At 73.2% G+C, this 17,307-nt stretch carries 11 protein-coding genes and 2 pseudogenes; 2 read left to right on the top strand and 11 right to left on the bottom strand.

Annotated features, from left to right (window positions below; all coding sequences use genetic code 11):
* Positions 1-154: 154 nt before the first annotated feature.
* The 10 genes and pseudogenes from H0S66_RS13580 to H0S66_RS13540 form a co-directional block, all read right to left on the bottom strand.
* Positions 155-1,839 (bottom strand): annotated as a pseudogene (locus H0S66_RS13580) (Rne/Rng family ribonuclease); the annotation flags it as partial.
* Between the two features lie 1,715 nt (positions 1,840-3,554).
* Positions 3,555-4,199 carry a TIGR03936 family radical SAM-associated protein gene (locus tag H0S66_RS13575; protein ID WP_338037209.1) on the bottom strand — a complete coding sequence of 215 codons (645 nt, stop codon included), beginning with the start codon at positions 4,197-4,199 and terminating at the stop codon, positions 3,555-3,557.
* Positions 4,200-4,301: 102 nt separating this feature from the next.
* On the bottom strand, positions 4,302-6,020 hold the full coding sequence (locus H0S66_RS13570; RefSeq protein WP_179615853.1) for a S8 family peptidase: 1,719 nt from the start codon (positions 6,018-6,020) through the stop codon (positions 4,302-4,304).
* 181 nt (positions 6,021-6,201) lie between these two features.
* Entirely contained in the window at positions 6,202-7,332 is a 1,131-nt protein-coding gene (locus tag H0S66_RS13565; RefSeq protein WP_180923627.1) for a winged helix DNA-binding domain-containing protein, read from the bottom strand.
* Between the two features lie 99 nt (positions 7,333-7,431).
* A complete protein-coding gene (locus H0S66_RS13560) occupies positions 7,432-8,352 on the bottom strand; it encodes a LacI family DNA-binding transcriptional regulator (protein ID WP_258016912.1) in 921 nt (306 codons plus the stop codon).
* Positions 8,349-8,465 (bottom strand): LacI family DNA-binding transcriptional regulator, encoded by a 117-nt coding sequence (locus tag H0S66_RS20545; RefSeq protein WP_258016911.1) that lies wholly within the window; start codon positions 8,463-8,465, stop codon positions 8,349-8,351. The genes H0S66_RS13560 and H0S66_RS20545 overlap by 4 nt, the downstream gene beginning before the upstream one ends.
* Before the next feature lie 9 nt (positions 8,466-8,474).
* Positions 8,475-9,683, bottom strand: a complete 1,209-nt coding sequence (locus tag H0S66_RS13555) for a glycoside hydrolase family 1 protein (RefSeq protein WP_338037208.1) — start codon at positions 9,681-9,683, stop codon at positions 8,475-8,477.
* A 97-nt stretch (positions 9,684-9,780) separates the two neighbouring features.
* Positions 9,781-10,410, bottom strand: a pseudogene (locus H0S66_RS20845) (carbohydrate ABC transporter permease); the annotation flags it as partial.
* 308 nt (positions 10,411-10,718) lie between these two features.
* The gene (locus H0S66_RS13545; RefSeq protein WP_179615848.1) at positions 10,719-11,708 is read right to left on the bottom strand and encodes a carbohydrate ABC transporter permease; all 990 of its coding nucleotides are present in this window, start codon (positions 11,706-11,708) and stop codon (positions 10,719-10,721) included.
* Between the two features lie 4 nt (positions 11,709-11,712).
* Positions 11,713-12,984: an ABC transporter substrate-binding protein gene (locus tag H0S66_RS13540; RefSeq protein WP_218876326.1), complete on the bottom strand. Its 1,272-nt coding sequence runs from the start codon at positions 12,982-12,984 to the stop codon at positions 11,713-11,715.
* A 203-nt stretch (positions 12,985-13,187) separates the two neighbouring features.
* Here H0S66_RS13540 and H0S66_RS13535 point away from each other — a divergent pair, with 203 nt between their 5' ends.
* Together H0S66_RS13535 and H0S66_RS13530 are read left to right on the top strand one after the other, a co-directional pair.
* Complete coding sequence (locus H0S66_RS13535) at positions 13,188-14,393, top strand: MFS transporter (RefSeq protein WP_258016910.1); 1,206 nt, start codon at positions 13,188-13,190, stop codon at positions 14,391-14,393.
* Complete coding sequence (locus H0S66_RS13530) at positions 14,390-15,184, top strand: DUF4190 domain-containing protein (protein WP_179615846.1); 795 nt, start codon at positions 14,390-14,392, stop codon at positions 15,182-15,184. The genes H0S66_RS13535 and H0S66_RS13530 overlap by 4 nt, the downstream gene beginning before the upstream one ends.
* A gap of 72 nt (positions 15,185-15,256) precedes the next feature.
* On the opposite strand, the gene H0S66_RS13525 is transcribed toward H0S66_RS13530, so the two are convergent.
* A complete protein-coding gene (locus H0S66_RS13525) occupies positions 15,257-17,227 on the bottom strand; it encodes a TIGR03960 family B12-binding radical SAM protein (protein WP_179615845.1) in 1,971 nt (656 codons plus the stop codon).
* Between the last annotated feature and the right edge of the window lie 80 nt (positions 17,228-17,307).

Below are 17,307 nucleotides of genomic sequence, written 5' to 3'. Positions count from 1 at the left end.
CGTTCTCGTGGCGGGCCATGGCGGCGACGTCCTTGGGCGAGGGCGCCTTCGCCGAGACCGAGGTGTCCTCGCCCTGGGCGCCGCCCTTGCCCCGGCCGCCACCGTTGCCGCCGCCACCGTTGGCGTTGCCGCCGCTGCGACCGCCGTTGTCGCCGCCGCCGGAGCCCTTGCCGCCACGACGTCCGCCGCTGCGGCGACCCTCGTCCTCGCCGCCGCGCTTGGGCTCGATCGGCTGGTCGTGGGTGATGATGCCGCGGCCCTGGCAGTGCTCGCACTGCTCGCTGAAGGCCTCGACCAGCCCGGTGCCGATCCGCTTGCGGGTCATCTGCACCAGGCCCAGCGAGGTCACCTCGGCGACCTGGTGGCGGGTCCGGTCACGGCCCAGGCACTCGACCATCCGGCGCAGCACCAGGTCGCGGTTCGACTCGAGCACCATGTCGATGAAGTCGACGACGATGATGCCGCCGATGTCGCGCAGCCGCAGCTGGCGCACGATCTCCTCGGCCGCCTCGAGGTTGTTCTTGGTGACGGTCTCCTCGAGGTTGCCCCCCGAGCCGGTGAACTTGCCGGTGTTGACGTCGACGACCGTCATCGCCTCGGTGCGGTCGATGACCAGCGAGCCGCCCGAGGGCAGCCAGACCTTGCGGTCCAGGCCCTTGGCGATCTGCTCGTCGAGGCGGTAGACCCCGAAGACGTCCTTGCCGGCGTGCTTGCCCTCGGTGGCCGGCTCGAAGCGCTCGAGGCGCTCCTCGAGGTCGGGGGCGACGTGGCTGACGTAGCTCTGCACGGTCTCCCAGGCCTCGTCGCCGTCGATGACCAGCCGTGAGAAGTCCTCGGTGAAGAGGTCCCGCACGACCTTGAGGGTCAGGTCGGGCTCGCCGTAGAGCAGCTGCGGACCGTTGCCCTTGGTCTTCTTCTCGATGTCCTCCCAGCGCGCCTTGAGCCGCTCGACGTCGCGGGTCAGCTCGTCCTCGCTGGCCCCCTCGGCGGCGGTGCGCACGATGACGCCGGCGGAGTCCGGGACGATCTCCTTGAGCAGCGCCTTGAGGCGGGCCCGCTCGGTGTCGGGCAGCTTGCGGGAGATGCCGCTGGTGGTGCCGTCGGGCACGTAGACCAGGAAGCGGCCGGCCAGGCTGACCTGGCTGGTCAGGCGCGCGCCCTTGTGGCCCATCGGGTCCTTGGTGACCTGCACCAGCACCGACTGGCCCGAGGAGAGCACCGACTCGATCTTGCGCGGCTGGCCGTCCTTGTGGCCCAGCGCCGACCAGTTGACCTCGCCGGCGTAGAGGACCGCGTTGCGGCCCTTGCCGATGTCGATGAACGCGGCCTCCATGGAGGGCAGCACGTTCTGGACCCGGCCCAGGTAGACGTTGCCGATCAGGGAGGTCTGCGACTCGCGGGCCACGTAGTGCTCGACGAGCACCTTGTCCTCGAGCACCCCGATCTGGGTCAGGTCGTCGCGCTGGCGGATCACCATGGTGCGGTCGACGGCCTCGCGGCGGGCCAGGAACTCGGCCTCGCTGGCGATCGGGGCGCGGCGCCGGCCGGCCTCGCGGCCCTCGCGGCGGCGCTGCTTCTTGGCGGCGCGTCGAGCCGGAGCACACCGCGGTGATCTGGTCCTCACCGTGCGCGAGCTGCGCACGCGCGTGACGGTGTTGGCCGGGTCGTCCCCCCCTCGCCGCCGTCCTCGCCCGAGCGGCGACGGCGCCGACGCCGGCGCGAGCTGCTGCTGCCGCCCTCGTCGCCGTCCTGGCCGCCCTGGCCGCCCTGGTTCTGGTTCTGGCCCTTGGCGGACTGCTCGGTCTCGGAGCCGTCCTGCTCGGACCCGTCGCCGCCCTTGGCCTGGTCGCCCTGGTGGCGGCCGCCACCCTGGTTCTGGCCCTGGTTCTGGCCCTGGTTCCGGTCCTGGTTGCGGTCCTGGTTGCGCCCGCCCTGGTTCTGACCCTGGTTCTGGCCGCCCTGGTCCTGGTCGTCCTGGTTGTCCCGGCCGCCGTTCTGCTGGCCGCCCTCGCCACCGCCGTCGCCGGACTTGCGGCGGCGACGACCCCCGCGGCGCCGGCGGCGACGGCCGGTGCCGGAGCCCTGGCCCTCGTTGTCGTCGTCGCTGTCGTTGTCGTCGTCGCTGTCGGTGTCGGCGTCGTCGTCGGTGTCCGCGTCGCCGGCCTGCGCAGGCTTGTCGGCGGGCTGGTCGGCGGGCTCGACCGGCTGCGCGGTCTCGTCCTCGTCCTCGTCGCCGGTCACGGCCTGGGGGTCGTCCTTGGGCTCGTCCTTGGGCTCGTCCTTGGTCTGGGCGGCGCGCGAGCGGGTACGACGCGTGGTGGTCGTGGTGGTGGTGCGCGCGGCCGGGGCGGCGGCGCTCCCGGCGCCCTCCTGGGCCTCGTCGGTCGTCGCGGCGTCCGCGGGGCCTCGGCCGGGGCTGCCACCGGCTCGGCCGCGCGGGGGGTGGTCGCCTTGCGGGCGCTGCGGTGCGCGTCGTGGTGGTCACGGCGGGCGCCTGGAACAGCGGCGCCGCGGCGGCGCCGCTGTCGGCGGCGGACGGGGCCGGGGTCTCGACGACCGGTGCGGCGGCCGGCGCGGCAGGCGCGTCGGCGGACGGGGCCGCGACCTTCTTGGTGGTCGACTTGCGGGTGGTGCGCTTGACCACGGGCTTGGCGGCGGTCTCCTCGCCGACGGCGGGCGTCTCGGCGGGTGTCTCGTCGGGCGTCGCGGCGGCGGCCTTCTTGGCGGTCGTCTTCTTGGCTGCGGCCTTCTTCGCCGGCGCCTTCTTGGCCGCCGTCTTCTTCGCAGCCGCCTTCTTGGCGGGGGCCGGTGCCTCGGTCGCCTCGACACCCTCGCCGAGCTCGAGCTGCTCACCGACCGGGGCGGCGGCCTTCCTGGCCCGGCTGGTCGTCTTGCGCGCCGGCGCCTTGGCGGGGGTCTCGGCCCCCTCGGCGACCTCGGCGACGGCCTGCTCGGTGGCCGGTGAGGTGGCCTGCTTGGTGGCCGACTTCTTCGCCGGGGCCTTCTTGGCGGCGCTCTTGCGGGTGCGCGTGGTGGTGGTGACCGTGGGCGCCGGGGCGTCCGTGGTCGGCTCCTGGCCGACCTGGTTCTCGTCGGGCATGTGGTGCTCCTCTGCCCGGCACGCCAGCGGGTGCCGGACTCGTCAGACGTCGTCCCCCGCGGTGCGGGGGCGACGCAAAGCCTTCGGTGGCGACGACACCCTCCGCGTTGCGTCACCACGGTCACGACCGTCACCTTCCGCGGTCGCCGGGCTCTCCTCCGGATGGAGGTGGCTGACTCGCTGTCACCGGGCCTGCCTGCCGCGTCGCGGTCTGGCGACGACCGGTTCCCTGGTGTGCCGCCCTCCAGCTGGGAGGACCGGCGAGAACGTCGTCGGGTCGACGACCGCAGCTGTGCCGTCGGGGCGGGCGCTGGAGTGCGCCCTCGTCGGGTACGACCGCAGGTCGGGGACCGTGGCGAGTATCGCACACCACGACCCCGCGGGCGTCATGTCGTCGCGGCCAGCGGGTCGCCGACGCTCCCGTCGTCCTCGAGGGGGCCCTGCGCGAGCCGGGTCAGCAGCGGCGCGCCCCCGCCTCCAGGCCGGCCACGGCGGCCAGGCCGCGCAGCACGTCGTCGGGCCGCACCGAGGGCACCCCGTGGCGCAGCACCAGGTCGAGGGAGGCGCCCTCCTCGCGCGGGCTGCTGGTCAGGGAGACCACCGCCGCGCGGCAGTCGAACTCGCGCAGGCCCTTCTTCATCATCCGTTCCACCAGCACCGACTCGGTGGCCATGAAGGTGCTGACCGCGGCGGCCGCCTCCTCGGGCAGGGCGGCGATGTCGAGGCGCCAGTGGCTGGCCTCGAGCCGGTCGGCCAGCGAGCCGCCGGGCGACTCGACGACCTCGAGGACGTCGAGCCCGGTCGGCAGCGCCTCGGCGAGCTCGGCGTGGATGTCGGCGGGGTCGACCACCTGGGCCAGGCCGATCTCGAGGTACTCGGCCTCGCTGGCCGAGCCGGTCGGTGCCGCGCCGGCGTACGAGATGCGCGGGTGCGGGTTGAAGCCCGAGGAGTAGGCCATCGGCACCCGGGCGCGGAAGACCGCGCGCTCGAAGGCGCGCGAGAAGTCGCGGTGGCTGGTGAAGCGCAGCCGCCCCCTCTTCGCGTAGCGGATGCGCAGGCGCTGGACGGGCGGGGCTTGCTGCTCGGGCTGGTCACGCACGCACGACAGGGTAGGTGAGGTCCCCCGGGTGGGCCCGCATCGCCGGGGCGGACGCACCCTGCCCCCGGCCGTCGGACGGCCGGGGGCAGTGGGCAGAGGTGGTCAGCCCGTGGTGAGCGCGGTGTCGTCGACCACGAAGCTGGTGCCCAGCGAGGAGTCCTCGGTGCCGACGAAGCGCACCGTGACGCTCTTGCCGGTGAAGGCGGAGGCGTCGAGGGTGCGGGTGACGTAGCCCGTGCCCTCGTCGAGGTTGGAGTAGGTGGCCAGCGTCGTGGTGCTGCCGCCCGAGACGACCTGGACCTGCAGGGTGTCGTAGGCCCGGGTCGTGGTGGTCTCCGCGCTGCTGACGTAGAGCTTGAACGACAGCGAGGCGCTGCCGGCCGCGGGGACGCTCACCTGCTGGGTCAGGGTGTCGGTGCGGGTGGTGCCGTAGCCGGTGAGCCATGCCTTCCAGGAGCCGCTGGCCGCCGGGGCGCCGGCGTCGTTGGTGATGACCCCCGAGGTCGCCGACCAGGCGGTCGCGCCGGACTCGAAGCCGGGGTTGGCCAGCAAGTTGCCCGACGGGGCCGGCGGCTCGGTCGGGGCGCTGCTGAGCAGCGAGGTCAGGAGCCGGTTGGGCGAGCCGGTGCCCGCCCCGGTGACCTTGCCGCTGGTCGAGCTGCCCAGGACCGCGCTGGTGACGGTGCTCGGGGCGGCGCTCGGGTCGCCCTGGAGGTAGAGGGCGGCCACACCGGCGACGTGCGGGGTGGCCATCGAGGTGCCCGAGATCGTGTTGGTCGCGGTGGTGGAGGTGTGCCAGGCCGAGGTGATGCTCGAGCCGGGCGCGAAGAGGTCGAGGCAGCTGCCGTAGTTGGAGAACGACGAGCGGGCGTCGGTGCTGGTGGTGGAGCCGACGGTGATCGCCGCGGCGACGCGCGAGGGCGAGCCGTTGCAGGCGTTGGTGTTCTCGTTGCCGGCCGCCACGGCGTAGGTGACGCCGTCGGCGATCGAGCTGTTGACCGCCTGGTCGAGCGCCGAGGACACCCCGCCGCCCAGGCTCATGTTCGCGACGGCGGGGGCGCCGGCGCTGTGGTGGGAGGTCACCCAGTCGACGCCGGCGATGACCCCGGAGGTCGACCCGCTGCCCGCGCAGTCGAGGACCCGCACGGGCCGCAGGGTGACCTGCTTGGCCACGCCGTACGTCGTCCCGCCGACGGTGCCCGCGACGTGCGTGCCGTGGCCGTTGCAGTCGCTGGTGCCGCGGCCGTCGTTGATGGCGGTGTAGCCGGACTGCACGCGTCCGCCGAGGTCGGTGTGACCGGCGAGGATGCCGGTGTCGATGACGTAGGCAGTGACCCCGCTGCCGGTCGGCGTGTAGGTGTAGGTGCCGTTGAGCGGCAGGTCGCGCTGGTCGATGCGGTCCAGGCCCCAGGTCGCCCCGGTCTGGGTCGCGTCGATCGAGAGGGTCTGGTCGGCCTCGATGTAGGCGACCCCGGGACGGTTGCGCAGCGCCTCGACCGCCCGCTGCGGGAGCCGCGCGGAGAAGCCGTTGAGCGCCGTGCCGTAGGTCTGCTTGACGCGACCACCGTTGTCGCGCGCCGCCTGGCGCGCGTCGGCGGCGGCGGAGGCGGTCGCCCGCTCCTCCATCACCACGATGTAGTCGCCCGGGACGGCCGAGGCGCGTCCCTGGCCCACGACGGGGGCGGGCCGGTCGTCGGCGCGGCCGCCGCGGTCGGGGGCGGCCTGGGCCGCGGTGGGGCTGAGCGCAGTGAGGCCGGCGAGGGCCACGGCGGCGGCGGTGCCGGCGCCGAGACGGCGCAGGCGCGAGGACGAGGTTGTCATGGATGGACTCCCGAGAGATGAGGTCGCCGCGGGACCTCTCCCGTGGCTCCCGTGCCGGTCGGCGCGGTGCTGAGGACAGTAGGGCCGGACGATCAGCGGTGGGGCGCGCCGGTCACCTCAGGTTCGTGCGCTGCACAAACCTGCACCTTTACTTCTTCCGTCGCCGTGACCACCCGGCGACTCAGGCGCGCACCACCGGGTGCGTGAGGTCCGCCGGGTCGGCGCGCATCAGCGGCGAGGGGTAGACCGTGCCGACCCGCTGTCCGTCCAACCAGTCGCCCAGCCGCGCCGCCTCGCGGGCGAGCCCCGCACGGGCCTCGGCCCCCACGTCCTCGACCAGCCTCACCTCGACGGCGCCGTCGCCGTCCTGCACCCAGCACCCCACGACCCGCCCCGACCACCAGGCGGTGGTGCCGGCGTTGCCGTTGCGGTCGAAGAGCCGCGGCTGGTGCGGGCCGAGGTGGAAGTCGCGCTGCCGCCAGCCCATCGCGGTGGGGTCGAGCACCGGCAGCAGCGCCGCCCACGGCTCCACCGGTGCCTCCTCCTCGACGTCGTCGGGCAGCAGGTAGGCCCGCTCCCCCGCCCCGACACCGACCTCGACGGCCCCGAGCGCGGCCAGCGACGCCCGCACGGCGCCCTTGGTGGCGCCCAGCCACCACACCAGGTCGGCCTCGGTGCCCGGCCCGAAGCGCAGCAGCCAGCGCCGCACCAGCTCGACGTACCCCTCGGCCGAGCCGCAGGTCGGGGGCGGGTCGCCCAGCCAGTGGCCGTCAGCGTCCAGCGCGGGCGCGACTGGCGCCAGTGGGTGGTGCTGTGGCCCGCGCACCACCTCGGCCCGGGCCCCGAGCCAGGTCAGCACCCGGCTGCCGGCGTACGTCGCCCCGCCGCCGAGGCGCGCCTCGAGCCCCGGGCGCGCTGGCGCAGGTCGAGGGCCGTGAGCCCCTCGGGCTCGGCGCCCAGCACCTCCAGCACCCGGCGCGCACGCCGTCGAGCCACCGCGCCCCGTCGGCGGCCACCCCCGCGGACTCGACGTCCTTGACCAGGCGGGCGCGCTCGGTGGCCGCGACCCGGCCGAGGCGCTGCCCCAGGCGGCGCCCAGCAGGTCGCGGGGGAAGACGAACAGCGTGCGCCGCATCGCCAGCTGGCGCACCAGGCTGCGCTCGTCGTGCAGGGCCCGGTCGACCTCACCGGTCCCGAGGCCCTCCACGCGGGCCTGCAGGGAGAGGTGGACGGTCGCGGGCTCGGTGGCGTGCAGCGCCACCACCGAGCGGGTCGCGCCGGCCGCGTCGGGCGCCCGGTGGACGGGCGCCACCGCGTGCCGTCGCCCCAGCCGGGCCGCCGCTCGTCGTCGCTGACCTGTCGCACGCCGCCATCCTGCCGTGCGGCACCGACGGGCGGGCCGGACCCGGGCTCAGCAGCTCTCGCGCCGCACCAGACGGGTCGGCATCACGACCCGCACCGGGGAGGCGGGGCCCTCGCCGCCGATCTGGCGCAGCAGCATCCGCGTCGCCTCCTCGGCCATGGCGGCCACGGGGTTGTGCACCGTGGTCAGCGTCGGCGTGGTCGTCTCGGCCCCGCCCAGGTCGTCGAAGCCCACCACGGCCACGTCCTCGGGGACCCGTCGCCCGAGCTCGGCCAGGACCTTCAGCACGCCGGCGGCCATCAGGTCGGAGGCGGCGAAGACGCCGTCGACGTCGGGGTGGCGGGCCAGCAGCTCGCGGGCGGCGGCCTCTCCCCCGACCTCGGTGAAGTCGCCCACCGCGACCCGGTCGGCGGCGACGCCGGCCTCCCCCAGCGCGGCCCGCCAGCCGGTGAGCCGGTCGGCCGCGGCCGTCATGTCCTCCGGGCCGGTCACGGTCGCCAGCACCCGCCGACCGCGCTGCAGCAGCGCCTCGGCCGCCATCCGGCCGCCGGCCACCTGGTCGACGTCGACCCACGAGACCCGGTCGGTGTCGTCCCAGGGGCGCCCACCGAAGACGCAGGGCAGCCCCAGGTCGGCGAGCCGGCCGGCCAGCCCGTCGTCGCGGTGGTGGGAGGTGATCAGCGCACCGTCGACCGGGCGGCCGCTGAGGTAGCGCAGGGTCTGCTCGGAGGCGGTGCCCCGCCGAGCCAGCAGCAGGACGAGCTGCAGCCCGTGCTCGTCGAGCACCCGGTGCACGCTGCGCAGGGTGAGGGAGAAGAACGGGTCGGAGAAGACCCGCTCGTCGGGCTCGGGCACGACCACCGCCACCGAGTCGGTGCGCCGCGTCATCAGCGACCGGGCGGCCGGGTTGGGGGTGTAGCCCAGCGTCCGGACCGCGGCCGCCACCGCCGCCTGCGCCCGGGGGCTCACCCGGCTTCGCCGTTGATCGCCCGCGAGGCGGTCGCCCGCGAGACCCCGGCCTCGCGCGCGACCTCCTCGAGCGTGGGCGCGGCACCGCCCGGCCGGCGCTCGGTCGTCGTCACGGTGCCACGCTACCCCCGGGGCAGGGTGCCGGTGGCCGCGATGCCGGCGTACCAGCGCGCGCTCGCCTTGGGCGTGCGCTCGAAGGTGTCGTAGTCGACGTGGACGATGCCGAAGCGCTTGTCGTAGCCGTAGGCCCACTCGAAGTTGTCGAGCAGCGACCAGACGAAGTAGCCACCGACGTCGACCCCGGCCTCCATCGCCTCGTGCAGCGCGCGCAGGTGCGCGTCGACGTAGGCGATCCGGTCGGCGTCGCGCACCTCGCCGTCGCCGTCGCGGCGGTCGTCGTACGCGGCGCCGTTCTCGGTGATGTAGAGCCGGGGCAGCCCGGCGTAGTCGTCGCGCAGCCGCACCAGCAGGTCGCGCAGCCCCGAGGGCTGGACCTCCCACCCCATCGCGGTGGTGGGCAGGTCGCGGCCCAGGAAGGCGATGTCGTCGGAGACGGGGTACGGCGAGGCGGGTCGGGCGGGCGGGCACGGCCGCGGCCGGCGCGGGGGCGCCTGCGTCCGGCCGGCGGAGACGTGGGCGCTGGTGTAGTAGTTGATGCCCAGCACGTCGATCGGCGCGGCGATGGTGGCCAGGTCCCCGTCGCGCACGGCGTCCTGCCAGCCCAGGTGGGCGGTGTCGGCCAGCAGGTCCTCGGGGTAGGACCCGCGCAGCAGCGGGTCGAGGAAGACACGGTTCTGGAAGCCGTCGATGCGCCGCGCGGCGTCGCGGTCGGCGGGTTCCTGCGGGTCCAGCGCGGTGACCGGCGACAGGTTGAGGGTGATCCCGAGACGCGCGTCGGGCTGGCGGCGCCGGATCTCCCCGGTGGCCGCGCCGTGGGCCAGCAGCAGGTGGTGGGCCGCCACCAGGCCCGACGCCTCGTCCTGGTGGCCGGGGGCGTGCTGGCCGCCGGTGTAGCCCAGGAACGCCGAGCACCAGGGCTCGTTGAGCGTGGTCCACAGGTCCACCCGGTCGCTGAGCGCCTCGTGGACCGAGACGGCGTACTCGGTGAAGCGGTGCACGGTGTCGCGGTCGGTCCACCCGCCGCGCAGCTCGAGGGCCTGCGGGAGGTCCCAGTGGTAGAGCGTGACCCAGGGCAGGATCCCGCGCTCCAGCAGCCGGTCGACGAGGCGGTCGTAGAAGGCCAGCCCGGCCGGGTTGAGCGGGCCGCCGTCCGGGCGCACGCGCGGCCACGCCACCGAGAAGCGGTAGGCGTCGAGGTTGAGCGAGGCCATCAGCGCCACGTCCTCCTCGAGCCGGTGGTAGTGGGTCGCAGGCCCGCTCGCCGGTGTCGCCGCCGATGACGGCGCCGGGCACCCGGCAGAAGGCGTCCCAGGTGCTGTCGGTGCGCCCGTCCTCGTCGGTGGCCCCCTCGATCTGGAAGGCCGCGGTGGCGGCCCCCCACACGAAGTCGGCGGGGAAGGTGGTCGGGGTCGGGCGGGGCGCGGGGGTCGTCATCCCTTGACAGCTCCTTGCATGATGCCGGAGACCAGGTGGCGGCCCGGCGAGGGCGAACAGGACCAGCAGCGGGATCGTGGAGAGCACCGCACCGGCGAGGACCAGGCTGAAGTCGACGTAGTAGCCGCTCTGCAGCTGCTGCAGGGCGATCTGGACGGTCGGGTTGCTGGCGGGCAGCACGATCAGGGGCCAGAAGAAGTCGGTCCAGGTGAACATGAACGTGAAGAGCCCGAGCACGGCTGCTCCCGGCCGGGCCGCGGGCACGGCCACGTGCCAGAACGTGCGCAGCATCGAGCAGCCGTCCACCCGCGCCGACTCGATCAGCTCGTCGGGCAGGGCGTCGACGAGGTACTGGCGCATGAAGAACACGCCGAAGGCCGAGACCAGGGCGGGCACGATGACCGCCCAGACCGACCCGGTCCACCCGAGCTTGGCCATCATGATGAACAGCGGGATGACGCCCAGCTGGGTGGGGATCGCCAAGGTGGCCACCACGAAGACCATCAGCGCGTCGCGGCCGCGGAAGCGCAGCTTGGCGAAGGCGAAGCCGGCCAGGGTCGAGAAGAAGACGACCGAGGCCGTCACCACCGAGGAGACGAGCACGCTGTTGAGCAGCGCCTTCCAGAACTCCACGGTCTCGAAGACCCGCGAGGCGTTCTCGAGGAAGTTGCCGCCGGGCAGCAGCGGGGGCAGCCGCTGGTTCATCACGTCGGCGTCGTGCGAGCCGACCAGGAAGGACCAGTAGAGCGGGAACGACGAGCCGAGCACGAAGGCGATCAGCAGGGCGTAGGTGAGCATGCCGGGACGACGGGTCATCGGGGACCTCCGCTGGTCGCGATGCGTAGGGTGAGCACGAGGTTCACCAGCGCGAAGACGATGATGATCAGGAACAGCAGCCAGGCGACCGAGGCGGCCGTGCCGAGGTCGCGCACCCGCCAGCCGAGCTCCCACAGGTACATGGTCACGGTCTGGTACTGCCGGTCGGAGCCGCCCAGCCCGGCGTTGTCGAAGAGCCGTGGCTCGGCGAAGATCTGCAGGCCTCCGATGGTGGAGGTGATGACGATGAAGATGATCGTCGGGCGCAGCATCGGCACCGTGATGTGCAGGAACTGGCGGAACTTCGAGGCGCCGTCGATGTCGGCCGCCTCGTAGACGTCGCGCGGGATCGCCTGCATGGCCGCGAGGAAGATCAGGGCGTTGTAGCCGGTCCAGCGCCAGTTGACCATCGTGGCGATCGCCAGGTGGCTGGGCAGCGTGTCGACGTGCCAGCGCACCGCGTCCAGGCCCACCACCTGCAGGATCTCGTTGACCAGGCCGTAGCGGTCACCGAAGAGGTTGCCGAAGATGAGCGAGACGGCCACGGGCGCGACCACGAACGGCACCAGGATGCTCATCCGCCAGAAGGTCCGGGCCCGCAGGTGGGTGTCGAGCAGGAACGCGAGCCAGATCGCGATCAGGATCTGCGGGACCGAGGAGAGCAGGAAGATGCTCAGGGTGTTGCGCAGGGCGTTCCAGAAGTAGCGGTCCTCGAGCACCCGGGCGAAGTTGTCGAGCCCCACGAAGGCGCCCTGGCCACCCAGCAGGTCCCAGTCGTGGACCGAGACGTAGGCGGTGTAGAGCAGCGGGAAGACGCCCACCACCGCGAAGAGGACGAAGAACGGCGAGATGTAGAGGTAGGGCGAGAACTTCACGTCCCACCGGGAGCGTCTCTCCGCCGAGAGGAGCCGGGAGCCGGCCCGCCCCCGGGCCGGGGGCCCCTGGACGGGGCCCCCGGTCCGGCTGTCGCGCTGGAGCGTCGTCATCGGGTCAGCGGATCCGCTCGAGGTCGGCCAGGAAGGAGTCCCAGGCCTCGTCGGGCGACTCCTTGCCCTCGTCAACGCGCTGGATGGCCTGCTGGAAGGCGGTGTTCACGTCGGCGTAGCGCGGGCCCTTGTGCTGGATGAACTCCACGGCCTCGGCGCGCTCGGCCAGGATCTCGCCGGTCGGGGCGTCGTTGAAGAACTCGTTGACCGACCCGGTCAGCACCGGGTCGCTGAGCGCCTCGGTCTGGCTGGGGAAGGTGCCCTTGGACTCGAAGGCCTTGATCTGCTGCTCGGGGGCGGTCAGCCAGGCCGCGAGCGCCGTGGCCTCCTCGGGGTGCTCGGACTGGGTCGGCACGGTCAGGTAGGAGCCGCCCCAGTTGCCGCCGCCACCGGGGAAGACGTCGGCGATGTCCCAGCCCTCGACACCGGAGGCGTTGCCCTCGATGACGCCGAGCATCCAGCCGGGGCAGGCCATGGTGGCGAAGCCGTCGTTCTGGAAGGCCGCGGTCCAGTCCTCGCTCCACTGGGTCAGGCCCGTGGACAGCCCCTCCTCCGAGAGGCCGGTGACGGTGTCGAACACCTCCTTGACCTCGGGGTTGTCGGCCGCGATCACGTTGTTCTCGGCGTCCTCGAAGGAGTACTCGATCTGCTGGACCATCGCCTGCGCGATGCCGCCGGAGGCGTCGTACCAGGCCGTGCCGGGCTGCTCGCCCACGAACTCGCGGCCGGTCTCGAAGTAGTCGTCCCAGGTGGTGAAGAGCTCGGCCACCTTCTCGCGGTCGCTGGGCAGGCCGGCCTGCTCGAACAGGTCGGCGCGGTAGCAGACCGCCTCGGGGCCGATGTCGGTGCCGTAGCCGATCAGCTTGCCGTCGGGGGTGGTCGCCGCCTCGCTCTTCCAGTCCAGCCACCGGCCCTCCACCTCGGGGTCGGAGAGGTCGACGAAGGCGTCGGACTGCTCGACCAGCGCGGCGAGCCAGTCGACCTCGATGGCCTCGATGTCGGAGAGCCCCGAGCCCGCCGCGAGCTTCGTGTAGAGGTTGTCCTGGTGCTCGGGCGCGGTGCCGGCCTTGCGGTGCTCGATCTCGATGCCCGGGTTGAGCTCCTCGTACTCCTCGAAGAGCTCCTCGTAGCCGAACTCGTTGAAGGTGGCGACCGACAGGGTGACGGTGCCGTCGGAGTCGGCCGCCGAGTCGGAGCCGCAGGAGCTCAGGGCACCGGCCCCGAGGACGGCGAGGGCCGCGAGGGCCGCGGTGGATTTGCTGGGGACGTGGCGCACGATCGCTCCAATGCTGGGGTGGGTGCGGTGGGCTGCTCCACTTTGTGGGAGCGCTCTCACCTGGTTGCGGGCATGAGAGTGGCAGGTGACGGCGGTCACCGTCAATGCCTGGAGCCAGATTTGTGAGAGCGCGTCCATGCCATGAGGTCCCGGGGCACACACGCGGGCCCGTGGGGTGTGGCCCCGGGTGCGACGATCCACGGGTGTCTCGTCGTGGTGGGTGGCTGTTCCTGGTCGGTCTCGTGCTGCTGTCGTTCAACCTGCGCCCGGCCGCGGTGAGCGTGGGACCGGTGCTGGCGGAGGTGCGCGACGGGTTGTCGCTGTCGGCGCCGGAGGCCTCGCTGCTCACGACGCTGCCCGTGCTGGCCTTCGCGGTCTTCGGTGCGCTGGCGCCGGGTGCCGCGGCCCGCGGCGGGCTGCACCGGGTGACCCTGGTGGCCCTCGTCGCGGTGGTGGTCGGGCTCGCGGGGCGCGCCGTCACGGGCTCGGGCCTGGTCTTCCTGGCCCTCTCGCTGCTCGCGGTGGCCGGCATGGCCATGGCCAACGTGCTGATGCCCTCCCTGGTCAAGCGGCACGCACCCGAGCGGATCGGCGCCGTGACGGCCGTCTACTCCACCGCCCTGGCCATCGGGCTGACCTCTGCGCTGCTGCTGACCGTCCCCCTCTCCGAGGCCCTCGGCGGCTGGCGCGGCGGGCTGGGCGCCTGGGCGGTGCTCGCCGGGCTGGCGCTGCTGCCCTGGCTGCTGCTGGCCCGCCACGACCGGGTCGCGCCGACGCCCGGCGGCCCGATCACCGTCGCGCAGGTGGCGCGCACCCGGCTCGGGCTGGCGATGGCGGCGTTCTTCGGCGTGCAGTCGCTGCACGCCTACGTGATGTTCGGCTGGTTCGCGCAGCTGTGGCGCGACGCCGGCTACTCCCCCGCCGCAGCCGGCGCGCTCGTGGGCCTGCTGGCCGGGGTGAGCATCCCGCTGTCGTGGCTGCTGCCGCCGCTGCTGGCCCGCTCCCACCACCAGCGCCGGGTGCTGCTGCCGGTGATCTCCTGCTACCCGCTCGCCTACGTCGGCCTGCTGGTGGCCCCCGGGGCCGGGGCGGTCCTCTGGGCGGTGCTCGCCGGCATCGGTGCCTGCACGTTCCCACTGATCCTGACCCTGATCGGGCTGCGCGCCCGCACCGCCGAGGGCACCGCGGCCCTCTCGGCGTTCACCCAATCCGCCGGCTACCTGCTCGCCGCCGCGGGCCCGTTCGTGGTCGGGCTGCTCTACGACGCGACCGGCGAGTGGACGATCCCGCTGACGCTGCTGCTCGTGCTCGTGGTACCCATGCTGGGTCTGGCCACCTGGCTCTCCGGCCCCCGGCTCCTCGAGGACGAGCTGGAGCAGCACGCCGCACGAAGGAGCGCACCCGCATGAGCAGCACGCCGCCCGAGGGCCCGCAGGAGCCCGAGCAGGGTCCCGGCCACCCCGGCCAGCCCGGCCAGCCCGGCCCGTCGCCGTACGGCGAGCCGCCCGCGCAGCCGCCGTACGCGCAGGGCTACCCGCCCCCGCCGACGCACCAGCCCTACGGCCAGCCGTTCCCCGGCGGCGGGGACCCGCGCCAGGAGGGCCCGCCCTCGAAGGCGCTCGCCATCACCTCGCTGGTGCTGTCGTTCCTGATCTGCGTGCCGTTCGTGGCCGCCATCGTCTCGATCGTCCTGGGCGTCATCGTGCTGGGGCGCAGCAAGGACGGACGCGCCCACGGCCGCGGGATGGCCATCGCGGGCATCGTGATCAGCTCGCTGGTGATGCTGGCGACGGTCGTGGGCATCGGGCTGGCGGTGGTCTTCGGCCTCAACACCTTCAAGGACGTCAACGACCTGGCGGTCGGGGACTGCATCAGCGCCGAGAACCTGGTCGGCGCCGATGTCGAGGAGGAGGGCTTCGGCTTCATCACGATCGAGGACTGCACCGACGAGCACGACGCCGAGGTGGTCGGCACCCTGACGCTGAACGCCGAGCAGGCCGCGGCGTACGCCGACTCGCCGGTCGCCGAGATCTGCCAGAGCCTGGTGCTCGACGACCCCGACCTGGTCGAGCTCGTCGGCCCCGGCATCGACCTGCTGACCATCACCGACTCGGCCGAGCCCGTCGCCGGCGACACGGTCGCCTGCGTCCTCTACAACGCCGACGGCTCGCCGCTCGACGAGCCGCTGCTGGTCGACTGAGCGCTCCTCGCGGTCGGTTCGCGCCGGGTCGGTGCGAGATATGCGCCGGGTCGGCGCGAAGTTCGCGCCGGGTCAGACCACGGAGAGCGGCAGCAGCTTCTGGCCGGTGGGGCCGACCTGGATCTCGGTGCCCATCTCGGGGCACACGCCGCAGTCGTAACAAGGGGTCCAGCGGCAGTCCTCGACGTCGACGGAGTCGGGGTCGAGGGCGTCCTCCCAGTCGGCCCACAGCCAGTCCTTGTCGAGGCCCGAGTCGAGGTGGTCCCAGGGCAGGACCTCGTCGATGGTGCGCTCGCGGGTGGTGTACCAGTCGAGGTCGACGCCGGTGCCGGCCAGGGCGGTGGTCGCCGCCTCGACCCAGCGGTCGTAGGAGAAGTGCTCGCTCCAGCCGTCGAAGCGGCCGCCGTCGCGCCAGACCTGCTCGATGACCCGCCCGACGCGACGGTCGCCGCGCGAGAGGAGTCCCTCGATGATGCCGGGCTTGCCGTCGTGGTAGCGGAACCCGATCGCGCGGCCGTACTTCTTGTCCTCGCGCACCGTGTCGCGCAGCTTCTTCAGCCGCTCGTCGGTGGTCTCGTGGTCGAGCTGGGCGGCCCACTGGAACGGGGTGTGCGGCTTGGGCACGAACCCGCCGATCGAGACGGTGCAGCGGATGTCGTTGCGCCCGGAGACCTCGCGGCCCTTGGCGATGACCTTTTTGGCCAGCTCGGCGACCTGCAGCACGTCGTCGTCGGTCTCGGTGGGCAGGCCCACCATGAAGTAGAGCTTCACCTGGCGCCAGCCGTGCGAGTACGCAGCGGCCACGGTGCGGATCAGGTCCTCCTCGGTCACCATCTTGTTGATGACCTTGCGCATCCGCTCCGAGCCGCCCTCGGGGGCGAAGGTCAGCCCCGAGCGGCGCCCGTTGCGGGAGAACTCGTTGGCCAGGGTGATGTTGAAGGCGTCGACGCGGGTCGAGGGCAGCGACAGCGAGACGTTCGAGCCCTCGTAGCGGTCGGCCAGACCCTTGGCGACGTCGCCGATCTCGGTGTGGTCGGCGCTGGAGAGCGAGAGCAGCCCGACCTCCTCGAAGCCCGACTTGCGGATGCCGTTCTCGACCATGTCGCCGATGGTCTCGATGGAGCGCTCGCGCACCGGGCGGGTGATCATCCCGGCCTGGCAGAAGCGGCAGCCGCGGGTGCAGCCGCGGAAGATCTCGACGCTGAAGCGCTCGTGCACGGTCTCGGCCAGCGGCACCAGCGGCTTGGCGGGGTAGGGCCAGGCGTCGAGGTCCATCAGGGTGTGCTTCTTGACCCGGAACGGCACGCCGGGCTTGTTGGGCACGACGGCCTCGATCGAGCCGTCCTCGGCGTGCACGACGTCGTAGAACTTCGGGACGTAGACGTTGCCGGTCACCGCCAGGCGGCGCAGCAGCTCGTCGCGGCCGCCGGGGCGGCCCTCGGCCTTCCACTCGCGCACGACCTCGGAGATCGCGAGCACGACCTCCTCGCCGTCACCCAGCACGGCGGCGTCGACGAAGTCGGCGATCGGCTCGGGGTTGAACGCGGCGTGGCCGCCGGCCAGCACGACCGGGTCGTGCTCGCCGCGGTCGACGGCGTGCAGCGCGATGCCGGCCAGGTCGAGGGCGTTGAGCATGTTGGTGTAGCCCAGCTCGGTGGAGAAGCTCAGGCCCAGCACGTCGAAGTCGCCCACGGGGCGGTGCGCGTCGACGGTGAACTGCGGGATGCGGTGCTCGCGCAGCACCGCCTCCATGTCGGGCCACACCGCGTAGGTGCGCTCGGCCACGATCCAGTCGCGCTCGTTGAGCACCTCGTAGAGGATCTGCACGCCCTGGTTGGGCAGGCCCACCTCGTAGGCGTCGGGGTACATCAGCGCCCAGCGCACGGTCTCGCCCTCGGGGGCGCAGTCCCACTCCTTGACGGTCGAGTTGAGCTCGCCGCCGACGTACTGGATGGGCTTCGAGACGCTGGGCAGGTGCGGCTCCAGGTCGGCGAAGACGGAGCGACCGGCCTGGCGCGTGGTCTCGACGGTGGACGCGGACATGCAGCAACCTCGCAAGCGGTGGTTCGGCGAACGGTGGGGAAGGGTCCAGGGTACGGCGACGCCGGGCAGCGGGCCATTTC

Origin of the sequence: Nocardioides marinisabuli (assembly GCF_013466785.1) — a bacterium.
Lineage (GTDB): Bacteria > Actinomycetota > Actinomycetes > Propionibacteriales > Nocardioidaceae > Nocardioides > Nocardioides marinisabuli.
Note: the sequence above shows the minus strand (reverse complement) of the source record. Positions and strands in the feature narration are given on the sequence as shown.

What these genes read in the sequence shown, in the direction of transcription:
- H0S66_RS13570 (WP_179615853.1), bottom strand. Translation starts at nt 6,020, where the DNA reads ATGACAACCTCGTCCTCGCGCCTGCGCCGTCTCGGCGCCGGCACCGCC.
- H0S66_RS13545 (WP_179615848.1), bottom strand. Translation starts at nt 11,708, where the DNA reads ATGACGACGCTCCAGCGCGACAGCCGGACCGGGGGCCCCGTCCAGGGG.
- H0S66_RS13555 (WP_338037208.1), bottom strand. Translation starts at nt 9,683, where the DNA reads ATGGCCTCGCTCAACCTCGACGCCTACCGCTTCTCGGTGGCGTGGCCG.
- H0S66_RS13530 (WP_179615846.1), top strand. Translation starts at nt 14,390, where the DNA reads ATGAGCAGCACGCCGCCCGAGGGCCCGCAGGAGCCCGAGCAGGGTCCC.
- H0S66_RS13525 (WP_179615845.1), bottom strand. Translation starts at nt 17,227, where the DNA reads ATGTCCGCGTCCACCGTCGAGACCACGCGCCAGGCCGGTCGCTCCGTC.